The 19,730-nt window shown below is 65.5% G+C and carries 17 protein-coding genes; 5 read left to right on the forward strand and 12 right to left on the reverse strand.

Translation table 11 applies throughout. The features are described 5' to 3' along the window. The first annotated feature begins 2 nt into the window (after positions 1 to 2). Complete coding sequence (locus RFM40_RS14405; RefSeq protein ID WP_320225063.1) at positions 3 to 1,709, forward strand: hydantoinase B/oxoprolinase family protein; 1,707 nt, start codon at positions 3 to 5, stop codon at positions 1,707 to 1,709. Positions 1,710 to 2,117: 408 nt separating this feature from the next. On the opposite strand, the gene RFM40_RS14410 is transcribed toward RFM40_RS14405, so the two are convergent. Continuing rightward, positions 2,118 to 3,545, reverse strand: coding sequence for an FAD-binding oxidoreductase (locus RFM40_RS14410; protein ID WP_320225064.1), 1,428 nt, complete (start codon positions 3,543 to 3,545; stop codon positions 2,118 to 2,120). 123 nt (positions 3,546 to 3,668) lie between these two features. On the opposite strand from RFM40_RS14410, the gene RFM40_RS14415 reads away from it, so the two are divergent. Then, a complete protein-coding gene (locus tag RFM40_RS14415) occupies positions 3,669 to 4,367 on the forward strand; it encodes a winged helix-turn-helix transcriptional regulator (RefSeq protein ID WP_320225065.1) in 699 nt (232 codons plus the stop codon). A gap of 65 nt (positions 4,368 to 4,432) precedes the next feature. On the opposite strand, the gene RFM40_RS14420 is transcribed toward RFM40_RS14415, so the two are convergent. From RFM40_RS14420 to RFM40_RS14445, 6 genes are read right to left on the reverse strand one after another with little or no spacing between them, the layout of a single operon-like run. Further along, complete coding sequence (locus tag RFM40_RS14420; protein WP_320225238.1) at positions 4,433 to 4,894, reverse strand: MarR family winged helix-turn-helix transcriptional regulator; 462 nt, start codon at positions 4,892 to 4,894, stop codon at positions 4,433 to 4,435. Continuing rightward, positions 4,891 to 5,475 carry an amino acid synthesis family protein gene (locus RFM40_RS14425; RefSeq protein WP_320225066.1) on the reverse strand — a complete coding sequence of 195 codons (585 nt, stop codon included), beginning with the start codon at positions 5,473 to 5,475 and terminating at the stop codon, positions 4,891 to 4,893. The genes RFM40_RS14420 and RFM40_RS14425 overlap by 4 nt, the downstream gene beginning before the upstream one ends. Then, complete coding sequence (locus tag RFM40_RS14430; protein WP_320225067.1) at positions 5,468 to 6,349, reverse strand: UPF0280 family protein; 882 nt, start codon at positions 6,347 to 6,349, stop codon at positions 5,468 to 5,470. Before RFM40_RS14430 ends, RFM40_RS14425 begins: the two co-directional genes overlap by 8 nt. Then, positions 6,349 to 7,890, reverse strand: a complete 1,542-nt coding sequence (locus tag RFM40_RS14435; protein ID WP_320225068.1) for a 6-hydroxynicotinate reductase — start codon at positions 7,888 to 7,890, stop codon at positions 6,349 to 6,351. Before RFM40_RS14435 ends, RFM40_RS14430 begins: the two co-directional genes overlap by 1 nt. After that, positions 7,887 to 10,682, reverse strand: coding sequence for a molybdopterin-dependent oxidoreductase (locus RFM40_RS14440; RefSeq protein WP_320225069.1), 2,796 nt, complete (start codon positions 10,680 to 10,682; stop codon positions 7,887 to 7,889). Before RFM40_RS14440 ends, RFM40_RS14435 begins: the two co-directional genes overlap by 4 nt. Beyond that, complete coding sequence (locus tag RFM40_RS14445) at positions 10,679 to 11,536, reverse strand: FAD binding domain-containing protein (RefSeq protein WP_320225070.1); 858 nt, start codon at positions 11,534 to 11,536, stop codon at positions 10,679 to 10,681. The genes RFM40_RS14440 and RFM40_RS14445 overlap by 4 nt, the downstream gene beginning before the upstream one ends. A 248-nt stretch (positions 11,537 to 11,784) precedes the next feature. Between RFM40_RS14445 and pncA the strand changes: the two genes are divergently transcribed. Genes pncA through RFM40_RS14460 form a run of 3 tightly spaced genes read left to right on the forward strand, consistent with a single transcriptional unit; the run spans position 11,785 to position 14,879 of the window. Beyond that, entirely contained in the window at positions 11,785 to 12,399 is a 615-nt protein-coding gene (gene pncA, locus RFM40_RS14450; protein ID WP_320225071.1) for a bifunctional nicotinamidase/pyrazinamidase, read from the forward strand. 37 nt (positions 12,400 to 12,436) lie between these two features. Continuing rightward, a complete protein-coding gene (locus RFM40_RS14455) occupies positions 12,437 to 13,858 on the forward strand; it encodes a sodium:proton antiporter (protein WP_320225072.1) in 1,422 nt (473 codons plus the stop codon). A gap of 58 nt (positions 13,859 to 13,916) precedes the next feature. Further along, positions 13,917 to 14,879: an ornithine cyclodeaminase family protein gene (locus RFM40_RS14460; RefSeq protein WP_320225073.1), complete on the forward strand. Its 963-nt coding sequence runs from the start codon at positions 13,917 to 13,919 to the stop codon at positions 14,877 to 14,879. A gap of 28 nt (positions 14,880 to 14,907) precedes the next feature. On the opposite strand, the gene RFM40_RS14465 is transcribed toward RFM40_RS14460, so the two are convergent. The 5 genes from RFM40_RS14465 to RFM40_RS14485 form a co-directional block, all read right to left on the reverse strand. Continuing rightward, on the reverse strand, positions 14,908 to 15,636 hold the full coding sequence (locus RFM40_RS14465; RefSeq protein WP_320225074.1) for an ABC transporter ATP-binding protein: 729 nt from the start codon (positions 15,634 to 15,636) through the stop codon (positions 14,908 to 14,910). Further along, positions 15,629 to 16,357, reverse strand: a complete 729-nt coding sequence (locus RFM40_RS14470; RefSeq protein ID WP_320218296.1) for an ABC transporter ATP-binding protein — start codon at positions 16,355 to 16,357, stop codon at positions 15,629 to 15,631. Before RFM40_RS14470 ends, RFM40_RS14465 begins: the two co-directional genes overlap by 8 nt. Next, positions 16,354 to 17,316 carry a branched-chain amino acid ABC transporter permease gene (locus RFM40_RS14475; RefSeq protein WP_320225075.1) on the reverse strand — a complete coding sequence of 321 codons (963 nt, stop codon included), beginning with the start codon at positions 17,314 to 17,316 and terminating at the stop codon, positions 16,354 to 16,356. The genes RFM40_RS14470 and RFM40_RS14475 overlap by 4 nt, the downstream gene beginning before the upstream one ends. Next, on the reverse strand, positions 17,313 to 18,194 hold the full coding sequence (locus RFM40_RS14480) for a branched-chain amino acid ABC transporter permease (RefSeq protein ID WP_320225076.1): 882 nt from the start codon (positions 18,192 to 18,194) through the stop codon (positions 17,313 to 17,315). Before RFM40_RS14480 ends, RFM40_RS14475 begins: the two co-directional genes overlap by 4 nt. A gap of 162 nt (positions 18,195 to 18,356) precedes the next feature. Continuing rightward, positions 18,357 to 19,661 (reverse strand): ABC transporter substrate-binding protein, encoded by a 1,305-nt coding sequence (locus RFM40_RS14485; protein ID WP_320225077.1) that lies wholly within the window; start codon positions 19,659 to 19,661, stop codon positions 18,357 to 18,359. Positions 19,662 to 19,730: the final 69 nt, after the last annotated feature.

Genomic DNA, 19,730 nt, shown 5'->3' on the forward strand with positions numbered 1-19,730 from the left:
ACATGCCAGCGTTTGAAGGGGCAAAGCTCGACACGATCACGCTTTCGGTGCTGCAGGCCGCTCTGCAGCAGGTCTGCGACGAGATGGATCTGACGTTTTCCCGCGCGGCCTTCTCGCCGGTCATCGCCGAGGCCAACGACCGCTCGGACGGCATCTATTCGGCGGTCGACGGCTCGCTGATTGCGCAAGGCAGCCAGGGTCTGCCGGTGTTCGTCGGCGTCATGCAATATTCGACCAAGACGGTGATCGAGATGATCGCCGACGGCCGTTGCCTGTCGCCGGAGCCCGGCGACATCTACATCGTCAACGACCCCTATCTCGGCGGCACGCATCTGATGGATGTGCGCTTCGTCATGCCGGTCTATCGGGCCAGCAAGATTTTCTGCTGGCTTTCCAACACCGGGCATTGGCCGGACATCGGCGGCTCGGTGCCAGGCGGGTTCTCGGCATCGGCCACAGCGGTCGAGCAGGAGGGCTTGCGCCTGCCGCCAGTGAAACTGTTCAAGAAGGGCGTGCTCGATCCGGAGATCTACGCCATCATCTGCTCGAACATCCGTGTCGCCGACCAGCGCATCGGCGACATCCGCGCGCAGGCGGCAGCACTCTTGATCGGCCAGGACAGGCTCAATGAAATCCTCGATCGTTACGGCGACGAAACCGTCACCGAAGCGATCGCCGAGCTGCGCAGCCGCGCCGCCGAGCAGATGCGCGCCTCGATCGCCGTCATACCCGACGGCGTCTATCGCTCGCAGGCTTTTGTCGATTCCGACGGCGTGGTGAACGAGCCGCTGACCATCAATCTCGCCGTCGAGAAGAAAGGCGACACGCTGACCTTCGATTTCGCCGGCTCCTCGAAACCTTGCGCAGGACCGATGAACAGCGTGCTGGCGACGACGCTGTCGTCGGTCTATCTCGCCATGCGCCATATTTTTCCGGAAGTGCCGATCAGCGCCGGCGCGTTCGAGCCGCTGAACGTCATGCGGCCGGAAGGCACTTTCCTCGATGCGAAATATCCGCGCCCCGTATCGGGCTGCGCGGCGGAGGTGTCGCAGCGCATCGCCGAAGCGGTGTTCGCGGCAATGGTGCAGGCGCTCCCTGAGAAGGTGACGGCGGCGCCCGCCGGTTCCAGCGGCAATTTCGCGCTCGGCGGCAACGATCCCGCACGCGGCCGCGACTACGTCATGTACCAGATCTCCGGCGGCGGCTATGGCGGCAATGCCGGCCATGACGGGTTGAGCAATGGCTGCTCGACAATCGGCATTTCGAAGTCCCCGCCGGTCGAGATCATGGAGCAGGCCTTTCCGGTGCTCTACCGTCACTACGCGCTGCGCGAAGGCTCGGGCGGCGCGGGAAAACATCGCGGCGGCTTTGGGCTGGCCTATGAGGTCGAGATCCTGCGCGGCGAGGCGCGCGCGTCCTTCGTCATGGATCACGGCCGCTTCGGGCCGCAAGGCGCGCTCGGCGGCAAGGATGGCGCGCCGAACAGCGTGACCGTTTTCCGGGGCGGCGAGGCGCATGTGCCGCCGCATCTTTCCAAGGAGCAGGATATCGCCCTCAAGGCCGGTGACCGCGTGCGCGTCGGCACGCCGGGCGGCGGTGGCTATGGCGATCCGCGCGAGCGCGACCCGAAGCTGGTCGCCGAGGATGTCCGGCTCGGCTACTACACAGCGGAGCAGGCCAGCGAGATATTCGGTGGGTCTTTCGGCTGACGGCTTCGCGGAAGCGGCCGAGTTTGCACAGAACGAGGATCATGCGCGGGATCAAGGCGGGGGCATTCTCACCCAGCCGGTCGTGTCGTCAGGGTTTTCATGGGCTCGCGCCCGCTGCTGCCGAAGGCGCAACTGAGCAGATCGCTCGTTGTCGCGGTCAGGGCTTTGCTCGAGCACCAGCCCGGACGAGACGAGCCGCCCTGGCGCCCGATTATGCACCCGCCCTGGCGCCTCCGGCAGTGGCGCACCCAACCACCCACACGCATTAAAGCGCGTCGCGATCTTTCAGATTCGCTCCATGCGCTTTAGGTTTTGATTTTACGCATGTCTTTGTCCCGAAACCGGTTCCCACTTTCGGGAGACATGCTTTAACATCGCCCGCGCCGTCGGAACCGCCTGCACCGTCACTCAAACCGGGCGGATGTTCTGGTTGTGGTGGAAGACGTTGTCGGGGTCGTATGTGGTCTTCACATCCACCAGCCGGTCGTAGACAGAGTCGCCGTACGCCTCGCGGACCCGGTCCGGATCTTCGTCGCCGCCGAGGAAGTTGACGTAAACGCCTTCGCGGAAGTGTGCGAGGGCGGCGAAGAACCTCTTCGTCCAGGCGGTATCTTGATCGCCATAGTCCTCTCCGGGCCGCCACGCAGCGTGGGCGATGATCGCGTGCGACGCTTGCCGGTTCCCGAACGCCGTCGCGCCCTCCGCCACTCGGCTTACCGCCCCCTTCAGATGGAACATTGCCACATACGACCGCGGAGACGAGCAGGAGAACGCTTGCCCGGCAATCACGTCGATGAGGTCGTCGCTGAGCTCGGGTAGATGGGTGGCCTTCCAGTAGTAATTCCACCCGTGGAGGACGGTCGAGTCGAGCGCGCTCTGGAATACCACGTACGGCTTGGGCGCGGCCAGATCCAGCAGGGGAGTCCGAAATGCGCGGAGCGGGCAGAGCGCCTTCTCACCGTCCTCGGTCGGCCCGGCGTAGCAGATACCCACCATCACCACCTGGCGCCAGTGCAGTTCTTCGGGGATGACTGATAGAGGCGGCACGGTGCAGAATTTTACGACCGTGCCGAGCTCGTCGGGCGCGGTGCGGATGAAGTCGCGGTAGAAACGGAGGACCTCGCCGACGTCGCTGGCGTCCCAGAGGATAGGCCCGGCCAGAACGGTGGGCCCGACGGGATGGAGGCGGAACTCGAACGAGGTGACCACGCCGAAATTGCCGCCACCACCACGCAACGCCCAGAACAGGTCGGGGTGCTCGTCCTCGGACGCCTGCAGCCGCTCGCCGTCGGCCGTTACGACGTCGGCGGCGAGGAGGTTGTCGACCGCGAGGCCATGCTTGCGCATCAGCCAGCCGATGCCACCACCGAGGGTGAGCCCGGCGACTCCGGTATGGCTCACGATTCCGCCAGTGGTGGCGAGGCCGTGGGGCTGCGTCTCGCGGTCGACGTCGCCCCACAGCGCGCCACCCTGCACCCACGCCCTGCGGCTGGCGAGATCGACCCGCACGCCCCGCATCGCCGAGAGGTCGATGACGATCCCGTCGTCGCAAACGGCGGTGCCCGCCACGCCGTGGCCTCCGCCTCGTACGGCGATCTCCATGTCGTGATCGCGAGCGAAACGCACGGCCGTCGCCACGTCGGCGGTCCCGATGCATCGGGCGATCAGATGCGGGCGCCGGTCAATGGCGCCGTTCCAGATTGCACGGGCGACATCGTAGTCGGCGTGGCTGGCATTGATCAGCCGGCCTCGGAACCCGTCGATTTCCACGACGGTTGGCTGTATGCTCCCGTGGTGGGCTTCTGCGTACTTTGTTGTCGTTATAGCTGTCGTCATCTTGTCCTCCTCTCGTCGAGAGAGGCCACATCGGACCACGGCGGGCCGCTGCCGTATAGTCAACAATCTGGACTCCACAATTGGAGGCGGATGCGCAACACTGCTGTTGTGAGGGCGTCTGTCATGAGGACATACGGCCAGTACTGCCCCATTGCCCGCGGCGCCGAGATTTTCGCCGAGCGCTGGACACCGCTGATCATCCGCAACCTGTATCTTGGCTGCGGAAGCTTCAGCGAGATCCTGGAGGGCGCGCCCGGACTCTCCCGTACGCTGCTCTCGGAGCGGCTCAAGCAGCTCGAATCGGTCGGTGTCGTCGAGTCGGCACCCAAGCCCGACGGGCGCGGGCGCCACTACGAGCTCACATTCGCCGGCCACGACCTCTTCGCGGTTTGCCAATCGCTCGGCGAATGGGGAGCGCATTGGCTCGAGATCGCCCCCCAGCATCTCGACCCCTTTGTGGCCCTGTGGTCGATGTGCAATGCGCTACGCCGGGACCGGCTCCCGGATCGACGCGTCGTCATCCGTTTCGACTTCACCGGCCGCCCGCGCCGTGAGCGCTATTGGCTACTTATCGAACTTGGAGACACCGAGATCTGCAAGACGAATCCCGGCCTCGACGAGGACCTCTACGTCACGGCGGAAGCCGAAGCCTTCGTCAAATGGCACGCCGGACAGCTTACTTGGGCTCAGGCCACCCGCGAGGACCGCATCCAACTCGACGGCGACCTGTCGCTCGCAAGAGCTTTCCCGACCTGGAACGGCCGCAGCACGTTCGCCCACATCAGGCCGGTCTCCCATACCGTCACTAGTCCTGCGGGCTGACATCCTGGATGCGGCCCCCATCGCGCACCGCGCCGCCAGAGGGGCGCGACGGATCGCCGGCCCGCTCACGCCAGCTTCGCCAGCAGCCGCAGGAAGGTCGCGGCTTCCTTGGCCGTCAGCGGCGCGAGAGTCTCCTCGGTGATGGTGCGGGCAAGCGGGATCAGCCGCTCGATCGCCTCGCGGCCCTCCGGCGTCAGATTGACCAGCAGGCGCCGCTTGTCGACCTCGTGCTTGGAGAGCTCGACGAGCCCCCGCGCTTTCAGCCGGTCGATGACGCCTTTCACCGTGGCGGCATCCATGGCGATCAGCGTGCCGAGCTGGTTCTGCGAGGTCTCGCCGATGTCGTAGAGCTTGGCCAGAGCGGCGAATTGCGGCGGCGTCAGATCGGCAATGTGGGCGGCGAAAATGGCGACATGGCGCTGATGCGCCTTGCGCAGGATGAAGCCGACCTGGTCCTGCAGATGGTAGTTGTTTTCGTCCGGCTCTTCGGCTTCGACGAGCCGCAGCAGATTGTCCTCGCCGCTCATCTCAAGCCGTCCCATGCCTTGATGTCCTCGGCAGCCAGACCGCCCATGCGGTTGTGGACGCGCGGGCCGCAGGTCATGGCGAGGCAGAACAGGATCTCGTCGGGACGCGGCCCGTCGCCGATGCCGACCTCCATCGCGTCGAAATGACTGCGCACATAGGCGGCGTTGATGTGGCCGAGCGGCACGTCGAGCCGCGCGCCGAAGGCGCCGACCTTCTTTGCCGACGGCACGATCGCCTTGGCGTCCCCCAACCGCTCGCGCATGGCGTAGCCGCCCGGCACATGCCACAGCGCGCCGTGCTCCAGTTCGCCGGCACTGCCGACGATGGCGCCCTTGCCGTAACCGTCGATCTTTTTCACGTCGCCGCCGAGTGCCGCGATCAGCCTGCCGGAAAGCAGCAGCCCGAGCGGCTTCAGGTCTTCCATCGCGCCTTGCAAATCCTCGACATAGCGGCCGGCGAACGGGTTCTTCACCACGGCGAGAGCTGCCGCGCGCAGGCGCGGCTCTTTCGGCACCGGGCCGCCGTCGTGGAAGATTTCCTCCGTCAGCACTGCAATCTTGCGGATCGGAAATTCAGGCATGGGCAGTTTCCTTTGCTTTATGCTTGTTGGGCGCGGCGAGCGCCACTGAGCCGCTGATGCGGGTTTGACCGGCAAGGAACAGCGCCGACGCGGCAATCAGGCCGCGCCGGCGAAAATCTTCGGCGACGGCAAGGCCATTGTCCAGCGCCTGGGCCAACTCGCCGGGTGCAACCGCACCGACACCTTGCGTCACCAGCCGCCCGCCGAGATCGCTGTCGGGCGCCAGATCGCGCGCCGGCACGCGATGGATCGCCGGATGGCCTGGCAGGTCGACGGCGTTGGCAATCAGCGTCGCTGCCGCGTCGGCCTCGGCGCCGGTCCGCGCCAGCACGGTGACGGCATCCGCGATGCCCAGCGAGAACGACCGGCCGCGCCAGCCGCTGGTGGCAACGCCGCGCACGCCGTCTTCAGCGCGTATGGTGATGCGGTCGGCCATGCCATGCCCGGTGCCGGCGACGGCCAGCGTCATCGACTGGCTCTTGCCGAGATGGATGGCGCTGTCGCCGCCATTGTTGACATAGGCCCGATCGAGCCGGCGACCACTAAGCAGCGCGGCAAGCATTTCGTCGGCTACCGAACCGGCGACGGCGGCCATCGGCGTGATGAACTTTTCCGCCAACGGCGCAACAGCTGTCTCCATGCGCCGCGCCGTTGCACCAACGAAAGTGCGCGGGATAGAGCACGCGGGACGGCGCAATTCGGGGAGCTCCTCGACCAGCTCGGTCAGGATGGTCTGGAAGCGCGCAACGGCCTGGGCATAGGCGGCGCGGCATTCATCCGGCTCGCCGAAAGCCTCGACAACAAGATCGATTGGCCCATGGTTGAGGTGAAGCCGCCTGCCGTGGGCAAGCCAATGCGCCTGCGGGCCGTTCATCACTCGGCTCCGCTGGCCCGGCCACGGCGCAACTGCGCCAGCGGCGGCCAGGGGTTGCCTGCCGGCGCGCCGGCGCCACGGCGCGAATTTAGGTATTCGCCGCCCTTGGCGAGGATATCCTCGACGCTGCGGATCTCGTTTTCATAGCCGCCCAGCCGGACATAGTCGTCGCGGCGCAAGGTGAATTCGATCGGCGCGACCAGCGCCGGCGTCGGCACATAGCCGAAGGCGCCCTCCGGCACGCGGGCGACGTCGACCATCAGCGTGATGCCGCCGCCCGGCCACACATAGACCGGCGCGCCGCCCACTGTCACATAGGTCTTCAGGCCCTGCACGGAGCGGGTGAGGTTGACCGGGTTTTCCGTGACGCCGGCGCGCAGCGAGCCGCCGGCGCCGCCGATGAACAGAACCGTGCAAAGCGCCGGTTCGCAATTGTCCTCGATCAGGCCGACCGATTTCTGCAGCCGTTCCGGAAACGGCTTTTCGACCGGCTTCAGCTGCTCGTCGAGTTCGTAATAGGCGAACTGTTCGCCGGTCGTCGAAACCATCATGAGCGACAGGCCCGGACGCGCGCCCTTCTTGGCGTTCCAGTCGCCGAGGATCGACAGCGGGTCGGAGATCGTGGTGCCGCCCCAGCCGAGGCCGGGCTCCGACACCTTGAAATAGCGGCCGGGCGTCGAACGGCGGCCGATGATCTTTATACCGGTATCCTCCCAGCCCAGCACCTTGCCGGCCTGGTGCTCGGAAACGACACCGGTGATGTGGTCGTCGACCACCACCACCTCGTCGACAAGGCCGCGCCATTGCGTGGCGAACATGCCGATGGTGGCCGAGCCGCAGCCGACGCGCATGCGGTGCTCGACCTTGCCGTCGATGACCGGCGCCTTGCCGGCCTCGACGATGACCGTCGCGCCGCCATCGATGGTGAGCTCGACCGGCTTCCTGTTGCAGAGATTGAGCAGCGCATCGCAGGTGGCGCGTCCCTCCGACTTCGAGCCGCCGGTCAGGTGATGGACACCGCCGAGCGACAGCATCTGCGAGCCATATTCGCCTGTCGTCACATGGCCGATCGCCTCGCCTTCCGACCGCACGGTCGCCGTCTCATCGCCGATGTGGCGGTCGGTGTCGATCTTCACCTTGACGCCGCAGTAGGAGAAGATGCCTTCGGTGACGACGGTGACGAGATCGACGCCCTCGACCTCCTGGCTGACGATGAAGGGGGCCGGCTTGTAGTCCGGATAGGTGGTGCCGGCGCCGATGGCGGTGACGAAGCGCCGCCCGGTGTTGACCAGCTCGCCGCCCCACTCTTCGCCCTCGGCAACGAAAGGCACGACCGCGCCGCCGGTTTCGGCCGCATGGTCGAGGATGGTCAGCGGGTCCATGCGCACGATGCGGCCGCCGACATTGCCATAGCGGTCGCAGGCGCCGGTGCGGCCGTCGGCGATGTAGCACATGACCGGACAGGCATCGCAGCGGATCTTTTCCGCCACCTGCTTCTCGCCGGGATCGTGGGTTTCGAAACGTTCGGCAAGCTCGCTCATCGGCGCGCCTCCTTGTCGCGGATCGCCGCCAGGATGCGGGTGGGCGTCGCCGGCACCTTGGTGACCAGCACGCCGGCGGCATGGCGTACGGCGTTGAGGATCGCCGGCGCCGTCGGGATCAGCACATGCTCGCCCAGCCCCTTGGCGCCGAACGGTCCTTCCGGGTCCGGAACCTCGACCAGTATGTGTTCGATCGGCGGGACGTCGCCGATGGTCGGGATGAGGTAATCGTGCAGGTTCTCGGTGCGGCCGGGGATATACTCCTCCATCAGCGCCATGCCGATGCCCTGCGCGATGCCGCCCTCGATCTGGCCCTCGACCAGCACCGGATTGATCGCCTTGCCGACATCATGCGCGGCGGTGATCTTGATCAGCTTCACGGTCCCGAGCCTGAGGTCGACCTCGAGCTCGGCGATCTGCGCGCCATAGCCGTAGACGGCGTAGGGCTTGCCCTGCCCTTTGGCGTCGAGCGGCAGCGTCGGCGGGTCGTAGGTCTCTTCGGCCACGAAGACCAAACCGTCGGCATCGGCCCTCAGCGTCGCGAGATCGATGCGGCGCGCCGCGTCGCCCTCCCGGATGGAGACGCCTGCGCCGTCGAGCGCGATCGTCGCCTGGCCGGAGACATTGGCGAAGCGCAGGATTTTTTCGCGCAGCGCGCGGCCGGCCTTCTCGGCTGCCTTGCCGGTCACAAAAGTCTGGCGCGAGGCGGATGTCTTGCCGGCGTCCGGCGTGATGGCGGTATCGGCGCTCTCCAGCCGGAATTTCTCTAGCGGCAGGCCGAGCGCGTCGGCGCAGATCTGAGCGATGACCGTGTTCGAGCCCTGGCCGATATCGACCGCGCCCTGATGCAGGACGACGTCACCATCGACCGAGATGCCGACCTTGATGGTCGAGGGATTGGGCAGCGAGGTGTTGCCGCAGCCGTACCAGCAGGAGGCGATGCCGACGCCTCGCTTTTTCCCCGTGTTGGTAGCGTTGAATGTTTCAGTCTCGGCAAGCGCGCGCGCCCAGTGCGGACGAAGCGACTCCAGACATTCCCCGATGCCGACGCCCGACTCCAAGAGTTGGCCCGTCACCGTTTCGCAACCGTTATGAAGGCAGTTCTTCAGGCGGAAATCGAGCCGGTCCATGCCGAGCTTGCCGGCGAGCTCGTCATAGAGCGTTTCCTGCATGATCGTCGCCTGCGGCACGCCGAAACCGCGGAAGGCGCCGGCGATCGGGCCATTGGTGTGGATGGCGTAGCCCGCCGCCCGATAGTTCGGCGTCAGATAGGGGCCGGAGGCGTGCACCGGCACGCGATTGGCGACCGTCGGCCCCCAGCTGGCGTATGCGCCGGTGTTGAAATCGCCTGTGAAGACCATGCCGGTGACGCGGCCGTCGGCATCCGTGCCGATGGTCGCTTTCATCTCGGCCGGATGGCGCTTGGTGGTCGACATCATCGATTCATTGCGCGTGTAGGCAAGCGCGGCCGGCCGTCCCGTCTTCATCGCCACCAGGCCGATGAGAGGCTGCAGCGAAACATCGAGCTTGGAGCCAAAGCCGCCGCCGGTGGCGGTCGGCACGATGCGCACCTTGTCGACGGCAAGGCCCAGCACCTTCGCCGTCTCGTCGCGGTCCATATAGGGCGCTTGCGTGCAGGCGACGACGACCAGCGTGTCGCCTTCCATGTAAGCGTAGCCGGCTTCCGGCTCGATATACGCGTGCTCGACGAAGGAGGTTTCGATGGCGCCAGACGCGGTAACAGCGGCTGCCGCCAGCGCGCCTTCAGGATCGCCCCGTTCGACCAGGCCCGAGGTGAGCAGGTTCGCTGGCCGGTGGCTGTGGATCAGCGCAGCGCCGTCGGACTTCGCCTCGCCGGGCTGTAGCACATGCGGCAGCTCCGTCCAGGCAATCGGAAAATCCGTCAGGTCGAGATCGAGGATCGCTTCGCGTTCACCGGCCACCAGCGCCACCGCTTCGCCGCGCAGGCGCACGAAGCCCTCGGCGAGAGCCGGCTGATCGGCAAACGGCCCGATAGCGCCGAAGCAGTTGTGGCCTGGGATGTCGGCCGCGGTGAAGACCCCGGCGATGCCCGGATGAGATCTGGCCCAGGCTTCGAGATCGCCGAAGCTGAACCGGGCATGGTAGTGCGGCGAACGAACCACGAGAACGGCGAGCGCATCGGCCGGGAACGAATCGCCGCCGAACTTTTCGCCGCCGGTGACCTTCGGCACGCCGTCGAGGCGGATCGGCGAGGCGCCTACGGCGCGGCCGGCGGCCGGCATGCGATTGTCGAAACCGTCAATCTGGCGCGAAGCGTGCATCACCGCCGCGACGATTTTTCTGTACCCCGTGCAGCGGCAGAGCACGCCGCCCAGCGCATCCTGCGTTTCGGCCTCGCTTGGCGCGGGATTGCGTTCCAGCAGCGCGCTGGCGGCCACCAGCAGGCCCGGCGTGCAGATGCCGCACTGCGCGGCGCCATGTTCGAGGAATGAAGCCTGCAGGGTGGAGAGACGGCCATTGGCGAGGCCCTCGACCGTGGTGACGGAAGCGCCGGAAACCGAAGCCGCCGGCACGAGACAGGCGCAGACCGGATCGCCGTCGACCAGCACCGTGCAGGCGCCGCAGTCGCCGGCGTCGCAGCCGACCTTGGTGCCGGTCAGCCGCAACTCGTCGCGCAATACCTGCGACAGCCGCCGCACCGGCGGCACCGATACGCTGACGGCGGCGCCATTGACCTCGAAGGCGATGTCGGCTCGCGCCATGCTCGTGGACGGCCGGGCCTTGCCGATGTCGGGCCGCGCTTCGTTCATGCCGCCACCTTGCCGCTATCCTGGCCGAGGGCGGCACGCACGGCGCGAGCAACGATTTCGCGTGCGGCGTGCTCTCGGTATTCGGCGCTGCCGCGCACATCGCCGATCGGCGACAGTTCGTCGATCGGCGCGGATAAGGCCGCGTCGGCGAGCGCCTCGTCGATCGGGCACCCGCGAAGGACCGCCTCGACACCGGCAAGACGGCGGGCTACGGCGGAGCAGGCACCGACGGCGATTGCCGCATCGGCGACCGCCCCGTCCTCGATCATGAGCCGAGCTGCCACCATGGCGATGGAGATGACGAGATAACGCCGGGCGCCAAGCTTGACGAAAGCCGACGCGCCGACGGCGGAACGCTTCGGCACACGGATGGCAGTGACCATCTCGCCAGGCTGCAACGCTGTGCGGCGGTTGCCAAGGATGAACTCGCCGAGGGGCAGATGGCGCGTGGCTTTCGCCGACCGCAGTTCGACATCGGCATCGAGCACCATAAGCGCCGGAACGCCATCGGCGGCGGGCGAGGCGTTGCAAAGATTACCCGCGACGGAAGCGACGTTCTGGATCTGGACCGAGCCGACTTCGCGCGCGGCCGCCTTCAGCGCGTCGAACGCCACGGGGAGCGGGTGACGGACGACGTCCGTCCAGGTGGTGCGGGCGCCGATCCGCCAATGATCGCCCGTCTCGGCGATGCCGCGCAGTTCGGCGAGACCGTTGATGTCGAGGATATTGTCGCGAAAAGGTTTTGCGCCCTGCGCCGGATAGAAATCCGTGCCGCCGGCGAGGATGCGCCAACGGTCCTCGCCAAGCAGAGCGAGCGCCTCGTCGACCGTGGTGGGTTTCGCGTAACGGATCACGCTTTGCCTTCCCAGAAAGGGGTCTTTCCGAGGGAACCTGCCGGGCATCGGGCTCGGGCAAATTCATTCGTATGCAAATGATATCAACTTCGCTGCAATTGTCAAAGCGGAGGTTCCCGAAGAGGCTTCCCGAGCACCGCCACAGCTTTGTTATGCTGGAGGAGGTTGACGCCACCGGTCATCTGGTCAAGGTTCTGCCTCCGGTCGCGTCAGCGGCATCTGATGGAGCCGCAACGAAAGGAAGCCCCATGGCCGAGGAAGCGCTCATCGTCATCGACCTGCAGAACGATTTTTGCCCCGGCGGCGCGCTGGCGGTTGCCGGCGGCGACGAGATCGTGCCGCTGGTCAACGATTTGATCCGACGCACCGAGCATGTCGTGCTGACGCAAGACTGGCATCCCGCCGGCCATTCGAGCTTCGCTTCCAGCCATCCAGGCTCGCAGCCCTTCGAGACGATCGAGATGTCCTACGGGCCGCAGACGCTTTGGCCGGATCACTGCATCCAGGGCAGCATCGGTTCCGATTTCCATTCCGGGCTTGCCTGGACCAAGGCCGAGCTGGTGATCCGCAAGGGTTTTCGTACGGCGATCGACAGCTATTCGGCCTTCTTCGAAAACGACCATACGACGCCGACCGGGCTAGCCGGCTATCTCAAGGAACGCGGCATCGACACCTTGACCCTGGTCGGGCTCGCCACCGACTACTGCGTCGCCTTCTCGGCCCTCGATGCGGTGAAGCAAGGCTTCAAGACCACGGTCCGGCTCGACGCCTGCCGCGGCATCGACCTCAGCGGCTCGCTCGACGCGATGATCGCTCTCATGCGCGAAGCCGGTGTGACGCTCGAAGACCATTTGTCGGACTGACCCGTCTGTGAGGCATCGAGGGGGCTTCTTGGTATCGATGAAAGAGTTGGTTGCGGGCCTGGTTGCCGCAGCCGTGGTCGCCTTTGCGCAACCGGCTTTCGCTGCCGAGGCTCACGAGTTGCCCGGCGCGGCGATGTCGCTGTGGTGGGCACTGCCCTTTGCCGGCTTGCTGCTGTCGATCGCGACCGGACCGCTGCTCTTCCATCCTGTCTGGGAACATCACTACGGCAAGATCGCCGCCGCCTGGGCGGCGCTGGTCGTGGTTCCCCTGGCGGTCGCCTTCGGCATCCCTGCGGCGGGCGAAGCGGTGCTGCACACACTGCTCACCGAATACATGTCCTTCATCATCCTGTTGTTCGCGCTCTATACCATCTCCGGCGGTATCCTCCTTGCCGGCAACATCCACGGCACGCCTCTGGTCAATGCCGGCCTGCTGCTTGTCGGCGCGATCCTTGCTTCGGTGATCGGCACGACCGGCGCCTCGATGATCCTGATCCGGCCGATGCTGCGCGCCAACGACAACCGGCCGTTCAACGCCCATGTGGTGATCTTCTTCATCTTCCTGGTCTCCAACATCGGCGGCTCGCTGACGCCGCTTGGCGACCCGCCGCTGTTCGTTGGCTTCCTGCGCGGGGTCGACTTCTTCTGGACGACGGTGCACATCCTGCCCGACGCGCTGTTCGTCGGCGGCCTGGTCCTGCTCATCTTCCTGGCGCTCGACACCATCCTGCATCGCCGCGAGGCCGGCATGCCCAAGATCAAGGACCCGACACCGGACACGAAGGTGCGCATTCGCGGGCTCGCCAACCTGCCGCTGCTTGCAGGCGTCATAGGCGCGATCCTGCTTTCCGCCAGCTGGAAGCCGGGCGTCAGCATCCCGGTTCTCGGCGTCAGCCTCGAACTGCAGAATCTGGCGCGCGACGCCATCATCCTGGCGCTGGCCTTCCTGTCCCTAAAGGTCTCGTACAAGAGCCACAGAGAAGCGAACGGCTTCACCTGGGGGCCGATCGCCGAAGTGGCGAAACTCTTTGCCGGCATCTTCATCTGCATCGTGCCGGTCATCGCCATCCTGCGGGCTGGTCTCGACGGCGCGCTGGCGCCGCTGGTGTCGCTCGTCACCTCCGCCGACGGCCAGCCGAACGACCTCGCCTATTTCTGGCTGACGGGGGCATTGTCGTCCTTCCTCGACAATGCGCCGACCTATCTGGTGTTCTTCGAGCTCGCCGGCGGCGACGCGACACACCTGATGACCGAGGCCGCCTCGACGCTGGCCGCGATCTCGGCCGGCGCGGTGTTCATGGGCGCCAACACCTATATCGGCAACGCGCCCAACTTCATGGTCTTTGCCATCGCCAGGCATCGCGGCTTCAAGATGCCCGGCTTCTTCGGCTATATGGCCTGGTCCGGGCTGGTGCTGATCCCGACGTTTTTGATTGCTGGATTTCTGTTTTTCGGGTGAGCTGGGAAACCAACACCGACGAATGCCTATCGAAAGCAAGCCAATCTTTGGGGCGACGATGACCATCCAAGCCGAGAGCCTGCCCTATCTGTCAGCGGAATTCCTGGGCAGCCTAACGATTTCGACGTCCGATGTGGTCGACGAAATCGAGCGGCAGATCATCGGTCAGACGCGGGGCGAAGTATGGTGTGCGCCGAAGGCGGTGGTGCTGCCTCGCGACGACCGCTACATCATGGCTACTCTCGGTGTCGCGACCGAGCCTCGTGTCCTGGCGACCAAATCGCTGGTGGTCAACCCCCGCAACCCCGAGCGGGGACTTGCAACCCTGAACTCGCTGATCACCCTTCTCGACGCCGAGACGGGGCTGCCTCTTGCCGTGGTCGACGGCAATTGGGTGACCGAGAAGCGCACAGCCGGTCTAAGCGCCGTGGCGGCAAGGCGTCTGGCCCGGGCCGACTCGACAAGCGTCGCCTTCATCGGATGCGGCGTTCAGGCGCGCGGCCACCTCGAGGCACTGGCTGATCTTTTTCCCTTGCAAGAGATTCGGGCCTTCAGTCGGGGTAAAGGCAGTCGCGACGCATTTTGTCGAATGGCAGAGATGCGTGGTCTCACCGCAGTGCCCTGCGATACCGCCAAAGCGGCGGTCGAGTCGGCTGACATTGTGGTGACGACGGTCACTTTGGTGCCTGAGCCGGTTCCGTTTCTGGATGCGCGTTGGCTGAAGGCCGGAGTGTTTGCGACCATGACCGATCTGGCTTTGCCTTGGCTGGCTGAAACCATGGCTACCTTCGATCGCCTCGTCATAGACGACCTGGCGCAAGAGGCGCAGATGAGCAAGCCGATGGTGAGGCCCGAGCTCGTTGCGGGCGACTTGACAGGTTTGGTCAGCGGCGACGTGTCAGGTCGTCAGAACGCAAGTGAGCGAACAGCTTTCGCGTTCCGCGGCATCGCGGTTGGCGATCTCGCAGTAGCCGGCCTGGCATTTGTGCGCGCGAAGGCGATCGGTGCGTTGGGAGCTTAGAACCGTTCATGGTTTTGCAGAGGTCACTTCAGCCCACGCCGACATAGCGGCGCACCGCGGACGGATCGGCGCGCAGTTCCTCGACGTCGACCGTCTCGCGGTTGCGGCCGTTCTCGATGAAGGAGACGCGGTCGGCGACCGACAGCACGGCATCGACGCGCTGCTCGACCAGGATGGTCGAAACGCCCAGATCACGCAGCTTCGCCACCGTCTCGCGGATCTTGGCGATCATCGACGGCATCAGCCCTTCGGTCGGCTCGTCGAGCAGAAGCACCTGCGGCTCGAGGCAGAGCGCGCGCGCCATGGCCAGCATTTGCTGCTCGCCGCCGGAGAGCGTGCCGGAGCGTTGCTTCAGCCGCTCGCGCAGCAACGGGAAAAGATCGAGGACGTTTTCGCGCGTCGCCTTGCCCATGCCCCGCGCCATCAGGCCGATCTCGATGTTTTCCGCCACTGTCATGTCGGCGAACAATCGCCTGCCCTGCGGCACATAGGCGACGCCGGCCTTCGGCACGTCATGCGCGGCGAGCCCGGTCAATTCCTTGCCGTCCAGCCTGATCGAACCGGCCGCGGCAGGCACCAGGCCCATGATCGCCTTCAGTGTCGTCGTCTTGCCGGCGCCGTTACGGCCGAATAGACAGAGGACCTCGCCCCTGTTCAGCACGAGGTCGAGGCCATAGAGCACCTGGACTTCGCCATAAAAACAGTCGAGCCCGGAAATGGAGAGCAGGCCTCGATCGACCATAAGGGGGTCAGCCATGGGTCGCTCCGAGATAGGCATCCTGGACTTGGCCGTTGGCGCGGATTTGCTCGGGCGTGCCTTCGGCGAGGATCTTTCCCGAATTGAAGACAGTGATGCGGTCGGCAAGCTGCATGACTACCGGCATGTTGTGCTCTATGAGAAGCACGGTGGCATTTTTGGCGATCTCGCGCACCAGCGCGATGAAATTGTCGATCTCGCTGTCGGCCAGGCCTTGCGTCGGCTCGTCGAGGATAAGCAGGCGCGGCTTCAGCGCCAGACCCATTGCGACTTCGAGCAGGCGCTGGTGGCCGTAGGACAACTGCCCGGCCAGCGTGCCGGCGCGATCGGCGAGGCCGGTGCGCTCCAATGCTTCCATGACACCGGCTCTCACCTGCCCCTTCGAGCGGCCGTCGGTCAGCGTGCGCTGCACCGGCAGCGCGACATTGTCGAAAGCGGTGAGATTGGCGAAGACGCTGGTGATCTGGAACGTATAGGCAACGCCGAGACGAACCCTTTGGTAAGCCGGCATGCCGGTGATGTCGGCGCCGTCAAAGACGATCATGCCCGCAGACGGACGGATACGGCCGCTGAGCAGGCTGACGAAGGTGGTTTTGCCGGCGCCGTTGGGGCCGATGATAGCGCGGATCTCACCCGGCATCAGCGCGAAGTCGACGCCGTCGACGGCGCGCAGGCCGCCGAAATGGCGCGACAGGCCCTTGGTGGTGAGCAGCGGCATCACGGCAACCACCCAAGCCAGCGTTGACGGATGGAGCCCAGAATGCCCTTTGGGGCAAACAGCACCAGCAGGATGAGCGCGATGCCGACGATCAAGAGATAGGCGGAGGTGAAGCCGCTGGTGATGTCGGTGACATAGTACATGAACAGCGTGCCGACGAGCGGCCCAAGCGCTGTTGCGGCGCCGCCGAGCAGCACCCAGAGCAAGGGCAGGATCGAATACTGCACCGACGCGAAGCTCGATCCGATATAGCCGAACAGCAGCGCATAGGCAGCGCCGGAGGCCGCGCAGATGGCGCCGGAGGCAACGACGGCGGCAAGCTTGTTGGCGACCGTGTCGTAGCCGAGCATCTTGGTGCGCTCCTCGTTCTCGCGAATGGCGACCAGCACGCGGCCGAAGCGGGAACGGACGACGGCAAGGGTGACGATCAGCGCGACCGAGAACAGCGCCAGCGCGGCCATGTAACGCACGGTCGGGTCGGTCAGGTCGAGCGCGGCGCCGCCGAGATTCAAGGTGCGCGCCGCCTGCTGTATGACTAGGCCCTGGTCGCCGCCGGTCCAGGCGGCGAAATAGAGGATCAGCAGGTAAAAGACCTGCGCGAACATCATGGTGACGATCATGAAGGCCACACCCGAGGTGCGCAACGCGAGCAGGCCGACGACCAGGGCGAGCAGCGCGCCGCAGGCGACCCCGGCGACGAAGGCTTCCGGCACACCCCAGCCGAGATGGTAGACGGTGAGCCCGGCGCCATAGAGACCGGCGGAGAAGAACATGGCGTGGCCGAGGCTGAGCAGGCCGACATAGCCGAAGAGCAGATTGTAGCCGATGGCAAAGACGGCCAGCGCCATGATGCGGGCGAACAGCCCCTGATGGTAGTCCGGCAGGACGAAGTTCAGCACGAACAGAAGCGCAATGACGCCGATATGCAGGGCGTAGGTCTTTGCCGGCGAAGCATCCCTCATCGCTGGGCGGTCCCGAACAGGCCTTGCGGCCGGAACACCAGCACCATGGCGACCACCAGCGTGGCGATGATCTTGGCCAAGGTCGGCGAGAAGAACATCGAGATGATGCCGTCGGAGAGGCCGATCAGAATGGCGGCGATCACGGTGCCGCGCAGTGAGCCCAACCCGCCGATGATGACGACGATGAAGGACAACAACAGCGGGTCCTGCCCCATCAGGTAATGCGCCTGGCTGATCGGCACGATCAGCACCGCGGCGATCGCCGCCAGCATGGCGCCGATGGCGAACACGCCGGCATAGACGCGCTCGACCGGAATGCCGAAGGCCTGCGCCGTCTCGCGGTCGTACTGGGTAGCGCGCATGACAAGGCCGATCTTGGTGCGCGTCAGCACTACCCAGGTAACCACGAGCAGAAGTGCCGAGGCGGCGACCACCGAGAGCTTGTAGCCGGAATAGCCGAACCAGGGCAGCAGGATGCGGTAGCTGAAGGGCGGCTCGACGGGGCGGGCCTCCGGTCCGTAGAAGGTCAGCGCCAGCTGCTGAATGATGTAGAGCATGCCGATGGTGGCTACGATGGTGCTTTCGGGATTGTAGTTGAGCCGGCGCAGCACTAGCCATTCAGCAAGAAACGCGGCCAGCCCGACCAGCAAAGGCGCGACCACAAGCGCCGCGGCGAAACCGATCGCCGGATGGCCCGAAATCGCCGTCGAGATCGCCCAGGCAAGCACCGCGCCCAGCATGAAGAACTCGCCATGCGCGACGTTGACGATGCGCATGACGCCGAACACCAGTGACAGCCCGAGTGCCGTCAGCGCCAGCACGGCGGACGTGACGAGGCCTTCGAGGGCGGCGAGGAGTAGGTGGGGTCCGAAGTGCATTCAGGGCGCCCTTGACCCTCCCCCTTGTGGGGAGGGTGACCAGCGGTCGGGTGGGGTGAGAAGAATGAGGCATCGACATAAAAGACCCCCACCCCGTCTCATTGGCTTCGCGAATGCGAAGCCCATTCGCCGACCCTCCCCACGAGGGGGAGGGTAAGGCGCTCACAGCGCCTGCGTCGTGTAATCCCCTTCCGGCTCGTAGAGGCCGTCCTCGATCTTGGTCTTGTGGACGACCTTGAGTTTGCCGCCCTCGACCTTGGAGATGTTCTGGATACCAAAACACTGGTGGATCTTGCCGTTGAAGGTTTTTGGCCCCTGCGGATGCTCAGGCCCTTCGGCGAATTCCTTCAGCGCCTCGGTCGCCTCGACCAGCTTGGCGCGGTCTTCCGGTCCCTTGTAGCCGGCATCCTCCATCGCCTTCTTGACGACATAGAGCGTTTCCCAGCAGCCGAACATGTGGGCGGCGGTGGAGACGTCCTTGGGATCACCGACGGCGGCGCCGTTGTCGTCGATGCCGACGGCAGCGCGGTAGGCTTTCTGCGCCGCGGAATCGTCAGGCTGCGCATAGCGCGGCGAGCCTTCCCAGAAATGGCTGCCGTCGAGGAATTCCAGACCCGGGCTGTTGATGTCGACGGCTTCGAGCGAGTCGATGAAGCCGAAGAGCTGCGGCCTTTGCGAGCCATAAAACTCGCCGAGCTCCTTGACGAAGGTGAGCACGGCCGGGCCGACCATGACGTGGTAGATCACCTCGGTCTCGGCCGGAATCTGCGGGAAGTATTTGGTGAAAGACGACTCCGTCGGCGGGATGGCGATCTGGGCGATGACGTCGGCGCCTTGCGCCTTCAGCGCCGGCGGCAGGTAGTCGCGATGGTCGTAGCCGAAGGCGAAGTCCGGGAAGATCTGCGTCACCTTCTTGCCGGCGTTCGCCGCGATCCACGGCGCCATCGCCTGGATCTGGCTCTTCACGTCGGTGATGCCGGGCTGGAAGACGTAGCGGTTGAGCTTGGTGGAGGCGACGTGGTGGCCTTCGCTGACCACGAAATAGGGGATCTTGTTCTCGCCGGCGGCGGGCGCCGAGCCGATCACGACATGCGAGAACAGCGTGCCGAAGACGATGTCGGTCTTGTGCTGCTTGGCGAACTTGCCGACCACCTCGGCGCCGCGGGCGGGATCGGTGCCGTCATCCTCGATCACCAGCTCGACTTTGCGGCCGCTGATGCCGCCGGCATCGTTGATCGCCTTGACGGCGGCAGCGCTCGTCTTCTCGTACCAGCGGCCGTAGGCTGCGCCAATGCCGGTACGGTGCGACTGGAAGCCGATCTTGATAGGGGCCGAGCTCTGCGCCTGGCTGTAGCGGACGAAGCCCGGCGCCAGCGCAAGGCCGGCGCCGGCGGCCATACCCTTCAGCGCGGTGCGGCGCGAAAGCGTGGTCTTGGAGAGGTCGAAAAATCCGTTCTTGTCAGCCATGTCCGTTCCCCTGTTTTTTTCAATTCTGACCAGCGATAAGGCGGCTCGATCCTCCGCGCTCGGAGGATG

The sequence above is a fragment of the Mesorhizobium captivum genome (assembly GCF_033977165.1).
Taxonomy (GTDB): Bacteria; Pseudomonadota; Alphaproteobacteria; order Rhizobiales; family Rhizobiaceae; genus Mesorhizobium; species Mesorhizobium captivum.